The organism is Pseudomonas fluorescens (assembly GCF_041354075.1).
GTDB lineage: Bacteria > Pseudomonadota > Gammaproteobacteria > Pseudomonadales > Pseudomonadaceae > Aquipseudomonas > Aquipseudomonas fluorescens_CE.
This window is the reverse complement of sequence record NZ_JARZGC010000007.1, coordinates 169866-182339: the sequence shown is the minus strand read 5'-3', so window position 1 is coordinate 182339 and position 12474 is coordinate 169866. Positions and strand designations below refer to the sequence as shown.

The following is a 12474-nucleotide window of genomic DNA, read 5'->3' as shown; positions in this document are numbered from 1 at the left end:
AGGCTCCCGCTTGCTAACCTGATAGGTGTTACATGGCAGGCGCAAAAGAGATTCGCAGTAAGATTGCGAGCATCAAAAGCACGCAAAAAATTACCAGCGCCATGGAAAAAGTGGCGGTCAGCAAAATGCGCAAGGCACAAATGCGCATGGCTGCTAGCCGTCCTTATGCGGAGCGTATCCGCCAGGTTATTGGTCATCTGGCCAACGCCAACCCGGAATATCGCCACCCGTTCATGATCGACCGTGAAGTAAAGCGTGTCGGTTATGTCGTGGTGAGCAGTGACCGTGGTCTGTGTGGTGGCTTGAACACCAACCTGTTCAAGGCTCTGGTCAAGGACATGGCGGTAAACCGCGAAAACGGCGTCGAGATCGACCTGTGTGTCGTTGGTAGCAAGGGTGCGGCTTTCTTCCGCAACTTCGGCGGTAACGTCGTAGCAGCTATCAGCCATCTGGGTGAAGAGCCGTCGATCAATGACCTGATCGGCAGCGTCAAGGTGATGCTGGATGCCTACCTGGACGGCCGTATTGACCGCCTGTCCGTGGTGTCCAACAAGTTCATCAACACCATGACGCAACAGCCTACCGTGGAGCAGTTGATTCCGCTGGTGGCAACCCCGGATCAGGAACTCAAGCACCACTGGGATTATCTGTACGAACCGGACGCCAAAGAGCTGCTAGACGGCTTGATGGTCCGTTACGTGGAGTCGCAGGTCTACCAGGCGGTGATCGAGAACAACGCGGCTGAACAGGCTGCGCGGATGATCGCGATGAAGAACGCTACCGACAACGCCGGTGATTTGATCAGCGATTTGCAGCTGGTCTACAACAAGGCGCGTCAGGCTGCGATCACCCAAGAGATCTCGGAAATCGTCGGCGGCGCTGCCGCGGTTTAACGGTTCAAATATTCAGAGGATCCAGCTATGAGTAGCGGACGTATCGTTCAAATCATCGGCGCCGTTATCGACGTGGAATTCCCACGCGACAGCGTACCGAGCATCTACGACGCCTTGAAGGTTCAAGGCGCCGAAACCACCCTGGAAGTTCAGCAGCAGCTGGGCGACGGCGTGGTTCGTACCATTGCGATGGGCTCCACCGAAGGCTTGAAGCGCGGTCTGGACGTCAGCAACACTGGCGCAGCCATCTCCGTACCGGTCGGTAAAGCGACCCTGGGCCGGATCATGGACGTACTGGGCAACCCGATCGACGAAGCGGGTCCAATCGACACCGAAGAGCGCTGGGGTATCCACCGCGCCGCTCCTTCCTTCGCAGAACAGGCGGGCGGCAACGACCTGCTGGAAACCGGCATCAAGGTTATCGACCTGGTTTGCCCGTTCGCCAAGGGTGGTAAGGTTGGTCTGTTCGGTGGTGCCGGTGTGGGCAAGACCGTAAACATGATGGAACTGATCCGTAACATCGCCATCGAGCACAGCGGTTATTCCGTGTTCGCCGGTGTGGGTGAGCGTACTCGTGAGGGTAACGACTTCTACCACGAGATGAAGGACTCCAACGTTCTGGACAAAGTGGCACTGGTTTACGGTCAGATGAACGAGCCGCCGGGAAACCGTCTGCGCGTAGCACTGACTGGCCTGACCATGGCCGAGAAGTTCCGTGACGAAGGTAACGACGTTCTGCTGTTCGTCGACAACATCTACCGTTACACCCTGGCCGGTACTGAAGTATCCGCACTGCTGGGCCGTATGCCTTCTGCAGTAGGTTACCAGCCGACCCTGGCTGAAGAGATGGGCGTGCTGCAAGAGCGCATCACTTCGACCAAGCAAGGTTCGATTACGTCGATCCAGGCCGTATACGTACCAGCGGACGACTTGACTGACCCGTCGCCAGCGACCACCTTCGCCCACTTGGACGCCACCGTCGTTCTGTCCCGTGACATCGCTTCCCTGGGTATCTACCCGGCGGTAGACCCACTGGACTCGACTTCGCGTCAGCTGGATCCGAACGTGATCGGCAACGACCACTACGAAACCGCTCGCGGTGTTCAGTACGTTCTGCAGCGTTACAAGGAACTGAAAGACATCATCGCGATCCTGGGTATGGACGAGCTGTCGGAAGCCGACAAGCAGTTGGTAAACCGTGCTCGTAAGATCCAGCGTTTCTTGTCGCAGCCGTTCTTCGTGGCTGAAGTCTTCACCGGTGCCTCGGGTAAATACGTTTCCCTGAAAGACACCATTGCTGGCTTCAAAGGCATCCTCAACGGTGACTACGACCACCTGCCAGAACAAGCGTTCTACATGGTCGGCGGCATCGAAGAAGCGATCGAGAAAGCCAAGAAACTGTAATCCCGGCGCCCGGCAACGGGCGCTAATTTAGGTTGAGGCAATCAGATGGCTATGACAGTCCATTGCGATATCGTCAGCGCGGAAGGAGAAATCTTTTCCGGCCTGGTCGAGATGGTGATTGCGCACGGTGCACTGGGTGATCTTGGTATCGCCCTGGGCCACGCGCCGCTGATCACTAATCTCAAGCCTGGGCCGATCCGCCTGGTCAAGCAGGGCGGGGAAGAGGAGGTGTTCTACATCTCCGGTGGTTTCCTCGAGGTTCAGCCGAACATGGTCAAGGTTCTTGCCGACACCGTGCAACGTGCTGCCGACCTGGACGAAGCCTCCGCTCAGGAAGCCGTGAAGGCTGCCGAGAAAGCCCTGCACGAGCGGGGCGCGGAATTCGATTACGGTTCTGCTTCTGCACGTCTGGCCGAGGCCGCAGCTCAGCTGCGCACCGTCCAGCAGATCCGCAAGAAGTTCGGCCACTAAGGCTGTCACTTGTTGCGCGATTGATTAAAAAGGGTAGCCTCGGCTACCCTTTTTTCTTTTCCGATTTTCACCACGTTGGTCGCAGCCGCTGACCACCCAGGATTGGTAGCCAGTCATGTCTCTTGAAATCGTTATTCTCGCTGCTGGCCAGGGCACTCGCATGCGCTCGGCGCTGCCGAAAGTTTTGCATCCGATTGCCGGCAATTCGATGCTTGGTCATGTTATCCACAGCGCCCGGCAACTTGATCCACAGCGCATCCACGTGGTCATCGGCCATGGTGCCGATGCCGTGCGTGAGCGCCTGGCGGCAGATGACCTGAATTTCGTTCTGCAAGACAAGCAACTCGGGACGGGCCACGCGGTTGCGCAAGCCGTGCCGTACATCGAATCCGATACCGTGCTGATTCTGTACGGCGACGTGCCGTTGATCGAAGTCGAGACCCTGCAACGCCTGCTGGAGAAAGTCGCGCCGCAGCAGTTGGGTCTGCTGACCGTGGAACTGGACGACCCGACCGGCTATGGCCGAATCGTGCGCGATGCCGGCGGCAAGGTGACGGCCATCGTCGAGCAAAAGGACGCCAACGAAGCCGAGCGTGCGATCACCGAAGGCAATACCGGCATTCTGGCCTTGCCATTTGCGCAAATGAGCAACTGGATGAGCCGCCTCTCCAATAACAACGCCCAGGGCGAGTACTACCTGACCGACGTGATTGCCATGGCGGTCAACGATGGACTGGTGGTGGCGACCGAGCAGCCGCACGACGCCATGGAAGTGCAGGGCGCCAACGATCGCAAGCAACTCGCCGAGCTCGAGCGCCATTATCAGCTGCGCGCTGCTCGCCGCCTGATGGCACAAGGCGTGACCCTGCGTGACCCGGCCCGTTTCGATGTGCGCGGCGATGTCAGCGTTGGCCGCGACGTGCTGATCGACATCAACGTGATCCTCGAAGGCAAGGTGGTCATCGAGGACGACGTGGTCATCGGTCCGAACTGCGTGATCAAGGACAGCACCCTGCGCAAGGGTGCAGTGGTCAAGGCCAACAGTCACCTCGATGGTGCGGTTCTGGGTGAAGGCAGCGATGCCGGACCGTTCGCGCGCCTGCGCCCGGGCACCGTGTTGGAGGCACGCGCGCATGTGGGTAACTTTGTCGAACTGAAAAACGCGCACCTGGGCGAGGGCGCCAAAGCCGGCCACCTGAGTTACCTGGGTGACGCCGAAATCGGCGCTAGGACCAACATCGGCGCGGGCACTATCACCTGCAATTACGACGGTGTGAACAAGTGGAAGACCGTGTTGGGCGAAGACGTGTTCATCGGTTCCAACAACTCCTTGGTCGCGCCTGTGGATATCTCCAGCGGTGCAACCACTGCGGCCGGCTCGACCATTACGCAGAATGTGGATAACGCGCAGTTGGCGGTCGGTCGTGCCCGTCAGAAGAACATCGACGGCTGGAAACGCCCGGAGAAAGTGAAAAAGTTCTAAGTTATCCACACCCCTGTACTGTAGGAGCGAGCAAGCTCGCTCCTACAAAGAGCAAATCCAGCTTGACGAAGTTTCACCAATAGGTTTTGATTGCTTCCGTTATCTTTCGAATCGAAACTTATCCCGTCATGTCCAAGCGCAACACACCTCAACGTCGCCACAATATTCTCGCCCTGCTCAATGAACAGGGTGAAGTCAGTGTGGATGAGCTGGCCAAGCGTTTCGAAACCTCGGAAGTTACGATTCGCAAGGACTTGGCGGCACTCGAAAGCAATGGTTTGCTGCTTCGCCGTTACGGCGGGGCGATTACCATGCCGCAGGAACTGGTGGCCGACATCGGCCAGCCCGTCTCCACTTATAAACAGGCCATCGCTCGTGCGGCGGTGACACGGATTCGCGAGCATGCGCGGATCATCATCGACAGCGGCAGCACCACCGCCGCGATGATCCCCGAACTCGGCCAACAACCGGGCCTGGTGGTGATGACCAATTCCCTGCACGTTGCCAATGCCCTCAGCGAACTCGAGCACGAACCGGTGCTGTTGATGACCGGCGGCACCTGGGATCCCCATTCCGAATCCTTCCAGGGCCAGGTCGCCGAGCAGGTACTACGCTCCTACGATTTCGACCAGTTGTTCATCGGTGCCGACGGCATCGACCTGGTGCGTGGCACCACCACCTTCAATGAACTGTTGGGGCTGAGCCGCGTCATGGCCGATGTCGCCCGCGAAGTCATTGTGATGGTCGAGGCCGACAAGATCGGCCGCAAGATTCCCAACCTGGAGCTGCCCTGGAGCAGCGTCCATACCCTTATTACGGATGATCGCCTGCCGCTCGAGGCACGGGATCAGATTCAGGCCCGCGGCATCAATTTGATTTGCGCGGCTGTCAGTCAGGAGAAATAGCATGTGTGGAATTGTCGGCGCAGTTGCAGAACGTAATATCACCGCCATCCTGCTCGAAGGCCTCAAGCGCCTGGAATACCGTGGCTACGACAGCGCCGGTGTGGCGGTACTGACCAACGACGCCGGGCTCGAACGCATGCGTCGCCCGGGCAAGGTCAGCGAGCTGGAAGCTGCGCTCGACGCCGAGCCGCTGGTGGGGCGCCTGGGCATTGCCCATACACGTTGGGCCACCCACGGCGCGCCTTGCGAGCGTAACGCCCACCCGCATTTCTCCGGCGACCTGGCGGTGGTGCACAACGGCATCATCGAAAACCACGAAGCCCTGCGCGAACAACTCAAAGCCTTGGGCTACGTGTTCACCTCCGACACCGACACCGAAGTGATCGCCCACCTGCTGAACCACAAACTCAAGGACCTGGGCGACCTGACCGTGGCCCTCAAGGCGACGGTCAAGGAGTTGCACGGTGCCTACGGCTTGGCCGTGATTCACGCGGCTCAACCGGATCGCCTGGTTGCCGCCCGCAGTGGCAGCCCATTGGTCATCGGTTTGGGCCTGGGGGAAAACTTCCTCGCCTCCGACCAGTTGGCCCTGCGCCAGGTCACCGACCGCTTCATGTACCTGGAAGAAGGCGATATCGCCGAAATCCGTCGCGACAGCGTGCAGATCTGGGACATCGCCGGCCAGGCCGTCGAGCGTGAAACCGTGCAGTACCGCGACGGTGCCGAAGCGGCGGACAAGGGCGAGTTTCGCCATTTCATGCTCAAGGAAATCCACGAGCAACCGGCTGTGGTGCAGCGCACCCTCGAAGGCCGTTTGAGCCAGAGCGGCGTGCTGGTCCAGGCGTTTGGTCCGCAGGCTGCCGAGCTGTTCGCCAAGGTGCGCAACGTGCAGATCGTCGCATGCGGCACCAGCTACCACGCCGGCATGGTCGCCCGTTACTGGCTTGAAGAGCTGGCCGGCATCCCATGCCAGGTCGAAGTCGCCAGCGAATTCCGCTACCGCAAGGTGGTGGTGCAACCGGATACGCTGTTCGTGACCATCTCCCAGTCCGGCGAAACCGCCGACACCTTGGCCGCGCTGCGTAACGCCAAGGAACTGGGCTTCCTCGCCAGCCTGGCCATCTGCAACGTTGGCATCAGCTCGCTGGTGCGCGAATCCGACCTGACGCTGCTGACCCAGGCCGGTCGCGAAATCGGCGTCGCCTCGACCAAGGCGTTCACCACCCAGCTGGTTGGTCTGCTGTTGCTCACCCTGTCCCTGGGCCAGGTTCGTGGCACGCTTGCCAAAGGTGTCGAGGCCACGCTGGTCGAAGAACTGCGTCGCCTGCCCACTCGCCTGGGTGAAGCCCTCGCCATGGACAGCACCGTCGAGAAAATCGCCGAACTGTTCGCCGAAAAGAACCACACACTGTTCCTCGGCCGTGGCGCGCAATTCCCGGTGGCCATGGAAGGGGCGCTCAAGCTCAAGGAAATCTCCTACATCCACGCCGAAGCCTATCCGGCCGGCGAACTGAAACACGGCCCGCTCGCGCTTGTGGATAACGACATGCCGGTGGTCACCGTTGCGCCGAACAACGAACTGCTGGAAAAGCTGAAGTCCAACCTGCAGGAAGTCCGTGCCCGTGGCGGACAACTGATCGTATTTGCTGACGAGAAGGCCGGCATGACCAACGGCGAAGGTACCCATGTCGTGCACATGCCGCATATCCACGACATCCTGTCGCCGATCCTCTACACCATCCCGCTGCAGTTGCTGTCGTACTACGTCGCCGTGCTCAAGGGCACGGACGTCGACCAGCCGCGCAACCTGGCGAAGTCGGTGACGGTGGAATAAGTTATCCACAGGTCAGTGGTTGAAGTGGTTTTAGAGAATTGAAACTGTCGCAAGATAATTAAAACTGTCGCAGGAGTCGGTCAGGTCTGTCCTACCGTCTCTTGCGATGCTTCCCGCCCTCCGCATCCAGCGCGAAATCGATGCCAGCGGTGATGCCGCCAACGGACAACAGATTTCCCACTCTTCCTTCATGAATCGCCCCGGGTTTTCTAGACACTCTCCAGGCTCGCTACGTAACGCTTTTCAAACTCTACCGGTGACAGCTGATTGTTGAAACTGTGACGTCGTTTTGGGTTGTAAAACCTCTCGATATAATCGAACAAATCATCCCGAGCATCCTGGCGTGTAGTGTAGATTTTAAGCTTGATCCGCTCCCGCTTTAGCAACTGGAAAAAGCTCTTCGCCACAGCCTTGTCTTGGCAGTTACCTCGACGACTCATGCTGGCCACCAGGTTGTTAGCTTTCAAGAAGCTTCGCCAGTCTGAGCTGCTGTACTGACTTCCTTGATCCGAGTGGATCATCACCTCTTGTTTCGGCTTGCGTCTCCAAACCCCCATCAGCAGTGCATCAATGGCTACGTCGCTGGTCATCTGCGACTTCATTGACCAACCAATGATCTGGCGTGAAAACAGATCGAGCACCACGGCCAAATACAACCAGCCTTCATATGTTCGGATATAGATAATGTCTGTGACCCAGACTTTGTTGGGTTCTCTGACATCGAATTGGCGCTTCAGTAAGTTCGGTGAGGCAACGGCTGGTTTACCGCCATATTTCCCCGGCCTTCGTCGATACCCAGTCTGAGAACGTAGCCCTTCAAGGCGCACCAACCTAGCCACCCGGAAGCGGCCACAGCTCTCACCAACCTCTCGCAGATCATCATGGATCTTGCGATAGCCATAAACGCCCCCGCTTTCCAGCCAGGAGTGTTTGATCAATCCAAGCAGTCGCTGATCATCCTTGGCTCGCGCAGATTTTGGTTTTGATACGCTCTGATCATCCTCCTCAACGCGCTGTTCCTGGGGCTTGGTGTAGCGCTTAACCCAGGTATAGAGGCTGTGCACGGACACGCCCAATCGTGCAGCCACCTCCGAAACAGGAAGCTGCTTTTCGGTCACTTGCTTGAGCGCCTGGGTTTTGAATTCTTCGGGATAACGCTGGCTGCTCATGGCACCTCCTAATGGGCCTCATTTTAAGGCTTGGAGGTGTCTACGAAACTAGGGGCGATTCAACAACAACAATTTACAAGTTTTTACAGGCACACATTGAGTTATACCGTAACTATTCATGAAACTGTCGGATAGCGTTGACGATGATCACATTCAGCCTACAACTACAAAGGTTTCCGTCAGTTCAACATTGCGATAATCGTCAGGGGCGTGGTGGGAAGGGCGATGGGGGTATGGGGGCCTCGCAACTGGTACGGCCTAAGATTTACTTCAACCTGCTGTGGACCACTTTCGGACTTCTCCGACCGCTGCACTCGAACCTCGTGATTGTGGGCTTCGACAGCAGTACGCAGTTCGACGCCAGTTACTACGCAGTACAGCGGCGCCACGGCACTCGGACATCCTCGCCGTCTTCACCTTTTGGAGTTGGTAGTCGTTGATCGCAATCATGCTGTTCACCCTACAACTGGACTACTACCAAGGAAACAGCCGAACGTTCGCGGTCTGGATGGCAGTGGTCTGGGACGTCTCCATGATCGTATTTTTCACCGCCGCCTTGCAACGCAGGGCCAAAGCCATCTACCTCGGTAGCTGGCTATTCGGCGCATTCTTCGTTGCGATCGTTATGCATCACTTGTCTACCCGGGACAAAAAAACCTTAGCATTAGTCTATAAATCAGGACTGCCATATGCATCTTAGAAACCTCAACGTTGCTCCCCGTGCGTCTTTATTTTTCGCGCTGATCATCATTTTATTTTTTATCCTCGGAGGAGTCGCTGTTTCACAGATGGGAAAGCTTCAAGACTCTGAAAAAGATGTTGAAACTAACTGGATGGCTAGCATCCGTCAGACAGCTTCAATTGATACAAGCATGCTCAGCCTACGATTGGAAAGCCTACGAGCGGTGACTACTTCAGACACCCAGCTTCGCCAGAACACAATTTCATCCTTCGAAACTCATCGTGCAGAGTTTATACAGACGGTCAAAAATTATGAGCAATTCATCGCCAGTGATGAGGAGCGCTTGCTTTACATGTCAGTTAAAGACACAGCCGAAGAATTCTTAAAAAAATTGGAGACTTTCGATACCCTATTGAGAGCAGGGGATAACGCGAAAGCGCTCGACTTTATCTATTCCACCATCAGGCCACTGACTGATCAGCTCCAAGAGCAAGTTAACCGCTTAACCAGCTATAATGATGAAGGTGCCGCAGCAGCAGGGCGCTACGCTACACACCTGTACGAGACGGGCCTATGGCTAGTTATCAGCTTTATAGCGGGTACCGTTTTACTCACAGTAGCCTTGGCTGTGATGCTCACAAAAAGCATTACTTCTCCCATCGGCGATGCCTTGTTGGTAGCTGAGCGTATTGCCAGCAGCGATCTTTCAAAAGAAGTCTTGTTGAGCGGTACCGATGAAGCTGGCCGTCTGTTAAAAGCGCTAGCTCAGATGCAAGAAAACCTGCGTAGCACCATCATGCAAATCTCTGACTCCTCCACTCAGTTGGCATCGGCAGCCGAAGAGATGACGGCGGTTACTGAAGAGTCGAGTAAAGGCATGGTTTCCCAGAATGATGAGGTCAACCAAGCTGCTACTGCAGTGACTGAAATGAGTGCAGCGGTTGATGAGGTGGCGCGTAATGCGGAATCAGCTTCTACGGAGTCCAAGCGTGCACATGAATTTACCAAAACTGGACTGGATCGAGTAACCCAAACACTAGCATCGATTCAAGGGTTAACTGGTAATATAACTAATACGAGCGACCAGGTCCTGGCCTTATCAAATCGCGCACAAGAGATAAGCAAAGTTGTAGAGGTGATTCGTGCTATTGCTGAACAGACGAATTTACTCGCGCTAAATGCTGCAATTGAAGCCGCCCGCGCTGGCGAACAAGGTCGGGGCTTCGCTGTGGTGGCCGATGAAGTCAGAGCATTGGCACATAGGACCCAGCAATCGACGCAAGAAATAGAACAGATGATTGCCGCTATCCAGGGTGACTCCAAACAAGCGGTAGAAGCAATGAGCATGAGCAAAGAACAGGCTTCAGAGTCTCTTGTCGTAGCACAAGAAGCGAGTACCTCATTAGATCAAATTGCAGGTGCTATTGCGCTTATTAACGAGCGCAATTTACTGATTGCCACTGCGTCTGAGGAGCAGGCACACGTAGCCCGTGAAGTTGACCGAAACCTTACTAGTATTCGTGAGCTTTCCATTCAAAGCGCTGCTGGGGCAAGTCAAACAGCAAGCGCTAGTAGCGAGATGAGCAATCTGGCTGTAGCCTTGAATCGCTTGGTCAACCGTTTTGTAGTTTAAATAATACAATTTATTGGAAGTACCAAACCATTTGCTCGGGTTAAAATTGGACATCAGGATATGGGTTCACTGAATAGAAGATCCGGGTAGCGCTATATTAATTAGCAGTAAGCGCAGACGTGCTTACGCACAATCTGCCGATAACGAACTACTATTATCGAAGGTTTACAAAATGAAAGCGCCAGATATTTCTTCAACCATTCCTTTCCCTTCCCCTGCCATGGGAGTTAACACAATCAGGCTACCTGAGGCTGAACTGTCGACTCAAAACAGTTTGAATATCAATAAGGATAACCCTTCATTCAGAATCGAGATTTCTGAGGAGGGAAAAAAGAAGGTCCAAGAGGAGCGTTATGCAGATATCGATAAAACAAGTTTACCTGATGATGTAAAAGAGGCGCTTAAAAACATAAGAAAACTACAAGAGAGAATTGCCGCTAAGCGAGAGGAAATCCAAAAAATCATGGAAGACGACTCCCTTTCGGCGGAGACAAAAAAATCTCGTCGAGGAGCTGCCTTGGCTGAAATTCAGATCATGGAGTCATCCATGTCAGATGCAATGAATGCTCTGAACAATAAAATGAGCTCGCACAATCTGAGCACCAAAGACCGAGACCTGGCGAAAGGATTAGTTGGTGCAAAGTAATAACTAAGATTTAAATGAGACGATTGCTGTTCAATTCACACAGTTCCCGCACGGTCTAAACACGCCTGAATGATCAATTTACTAATTAATATGGTGAACGTCGACATGTGTCGGCGAGCTGGCGAAGGCAGGAATTGGTGAGTTGGCGAGGCAACGAATCGTGCTCGGGGAAGCCATCGGCTGACCTACGCTTGGGTCTGTACGGATACGGCTCACTTCCCTGGCCGCGCCATATAGGGTGGCAGCAATCAGCTCACGCACTTGCCCCCGGAAGTTGAAATTTTGCATGGTTTCTACCCATTAACGAAAAGGCAGTCTGCAATAGCAAGCGGAAAGGCCGCAAAGCCGCATGAGCCTTGGCTGCGACAGTTTTAATTCTCTAAAATCAGAAATCGCTTCCCTCCCTCGGGAAGCGGCCCCATCAAAGGCCTGACTCTGTCGAGAAACCCCGTGCTCAGAAACGTTACGGACATGGATTTAAAGCTGCTGCGTATTTTTGCCATGGTGGTGAAATGCGGTGGGTTCACGGCTGCCCAGGCCGAACTGAACATGAGCCAGTCGAACATCAGCGCGCACATTTCCGGCCTGGAAAAACGCTTGGGTTACCGGATCTGCGAGCGCGGCAAGGGCGGCTTTCGCCTGACCGAGAAGGGCCAGAGGATTCTCAAGGCCTCATCGGCCCTGTTCGGTGCACTGGATGTGTTTCGCAATGAGGCTCAGGATCTGGCCGGGCGGCTGGTGGGCGACCTCTATCTGGGCCTGGCGGACAACATCGCGACCTTATCGACGGCCCGGATCGATGCAGCCATCGCGCGGTTCTACCAGCGTGAACACGACATGCACCTGCACATTTTCGTGAACTCGCCCACCGAACTCGAATTGGCGGTGATCGACGGCCAACTGGACGTGGCCATTTCCTATTTCAGCCGTCCTCTTCCGACCTTGAACTACCAGCCGTTGTACACGGAAGAGATCGGCATTTTCTGTGGACGGGCCAACCCGCTTTTCGAGGTCGAATCGCCGAGCCTGGAACAGCTCATGGCCAGCGACTGGATCCGCCATGGCTTCCTGCCGGCCGACCAGGTGCTGCCGATTGCGCCTGGCCGCACGTCAGCCACGGCGCATCACATGGAAGCGGTGGCCCATGGCGTGCTGGCCGGGACCCACCTGGGTTATCTCCCGGCGCATTACGCCCGGCCGTGGCTGCAGAGCGGACACATGCGCGCCCTGCATCCCGCGACGCTGCGCTATGAGGTGCAACACAGCATGATCACGCATGTGGGGCACCCGCAAAGCGAAGCGGTGCGTGCCTTTATCGCTGACCTGCTGGCCGAGCACGGGTTATGAACCGGGT

10 protein-coding genes and 1 pseudogene are annotated in these 12474 nt (G+C 55.9%); 10 read left to right on the top strand and 1 reads right to left on the bottom strand.

Annotated elements, in window-relative coordinates:
• Nucleotides 1–32 precede the first annotated feature (32 nt).
• The 6 genes from atpG (at nt 33) to glmS (ending at nt 6990) form a co-directional block, all read left to right on the top strand.
• Nucleotides 33–893, top strand: a complete 861-nt coding sequence (gene atpG / locus QIW53_RS11865; RefSeq protein WP_371049805.1) for a F0F1 ATP synthase subunit gamma — start codon at nt 33–35, stop codon at nt 891–893.
• 27 nt (nt 894–920) lie between these two features.
• Entirely contained in the window at nt 921–2297 is a 1377-nt protein-coding gene (atpD, locus tag QIW53_RS11860) for a F0F1 ATP synthase subunit beta (RefSeq protein WP_371049804.1), read from the top strand.
• A gap of 45 nt (nt 2298–2342) precedes the next feature.
• Nucleotides 2343–2768, top strand: coding sequence for a F0F1 ATP synthase subunit epsilon (locus QIW53_RS11855; protein ID WP_371049803.1), 426 nt, complete (start codon nt 2343–2345; stop codon nt 2766–2768).
• Nucleotides 2769–2883: 115 nt separating this feature from the next.
• A complete protein-coding gene (gene glmU, locus QIW53_RS11850) occupies nt 2884–4251 on the top strand; it encodes a bifunctional UDP-N-acetylglucosamine diphosphorylase/glucosamine-1-phosphate N-acetyltransferase GlmU (RefSeq protein ID WP_371049802.1) in 1368 nt (455 codons plus the stop codon).
• 128 nt (nt 4252–4379) lie between these two features.
• Nucleotides 4380–5156, top strand: coding sequence for a DeoR/GlpR family DNA-binding transcription regulator (locus QIW53_RS11845; RefSeq protein ID WP_371049801.1), 777 nt, complete (start codon nt 4380–4382; stop codon nt 5154–5156).
• Between the two features lies 1 nt (nt 5157).
• Nucleotides 5158–6990, top strand: a complete 1833-nt coding sequence (gene glmS / locus QIW53_RS11840; RefSeq protein ID WP_371049800.1) for a glutamine--fructose-6-phosphate transaminase (isomerizing) — start codon at nt 5158–5160, stop codon at nt 6988–6990.
• 209 nt (nt 6991–7199) lie between these two features.
• Here glmS and QIW53_RS11835 read toward each other — a convergent pair whose 3' ends face one another.
• Nucleotides 7200–8159, bottom strand: coding sequence for an IS3 family transposase (locus tag QIW53_RS11835; protein ID WP_371049799.1), 960 nt, complete (start codon nt 8157–8159; stop codon nt 7200–7202).
• A gap of 189 nt (nt 8160–8348) precedes the next feature.
• Here QIW53_RS11835 and QIW53_RS11830 point away from each other — a divergent pair.
• The 4 genes and pseudogenes from QIW53_RS11830 to QIW53_RS11815 all read left to right on the top strand — a co-directional run.
• Nucleotides 8349–8796: pseudogene (locus QIW53_RS11830) on the top strand (cytochrome C oxidase Cbb3); the annotation flags it as partial.
• A 52-nt stretch (nt 8797–8848) separates the two neighbouring features.
• A complete protein-coding gene (locus tag QIW53_RS11825) occupies nt 8849–10474 on the top strand; it encodes a methyl-accepting chemotaxis protein (protein WP_371049798.1) in 1626 nt (541 codons plus the stop codon).
• Nucleotides 10475–10646: 172 nt separating this feature from the next.
• Entirely contained in the window at nt 10647–11120 is a 474-nt protein-coding gene (locus tag QIW53_RS11820; protein WP_371049797.1) for a hypothetical protein, read from the top strand.
• Between the two features lie 450 nt (nt 11121–11570).
• Nucleotides 11571–12467 (top strand): LysR family transcriptional regulator, encoded by an 897-nt coding sequence (locus QIW53_RS11815; RefSeq protein WP_371049796.1) that lies wholly within the window; start codon nt 11571–11573, stop codon nt 12465–12467.
• Nucleotides 12468–12474 lie beyond the last annotated feature (7 nt).

Coding starts and splice junctions, on each gene's coding strand:
- QIW53_RS11835 (WP_371049799.1), bottom strand. CDS start 8,159: ATGAGCAGCCAGCGTTATCCCGAAGAATTCAAAACCCAGGCGCTCAAG.
- atpG (WP_371049805.1), top strand. CDS start 33: ATGGCAGGCGCAAAAGAGATTCGCAGTAAGATTGCGAGCATCAAAAGC.
- glmS (WP_371049800.1), top strand. CDS start 5,158: ATGTGTGGAATTGTCGGCGCAGTTGCAGAACGTAATATCACCGCCATC.
- QIW53_RS11820 (WP_371049797.1), top strand. CDS start 10,647: ATGAAAGCGCCAGATATTTCTTCAACCATTCCTTTCCCTTCCCCTGCC.
- QIW53_RS11845 (WP_371049801.1), top strand. CDS start 4,380: ATGTCCAAGCGCAACACACCTCAACGTCGCCACAATATTCTCGCCCTG.
- glmU (WP_371049802.1), top strand. CDS start 2,884: ATGTCTCTTGAAATCGTTATTCTCGCTGCTGGCCAGGGCACTCGCATG.
- atpD (WP_371049804.1), top strand. CDS start 921: ATGAGTAGCGGACGTATCGTTCAAATCATCGGCGCCGTTATCGACGTG.
- QIW53_RS11855 (WP_371049803.1), top strand. CDS start 2,343: ATGGCTATGACAGTCCATTGCGATATCGTCAGCGCGGAAGGAGAAATC.
- QIW53_RS11825 (WP_371049798.1), top strand. CDS start 8,849: ATGCATCTTAGAAACCTCAACGTTGCTCCCCGTGCGTCTTTATTTTTC.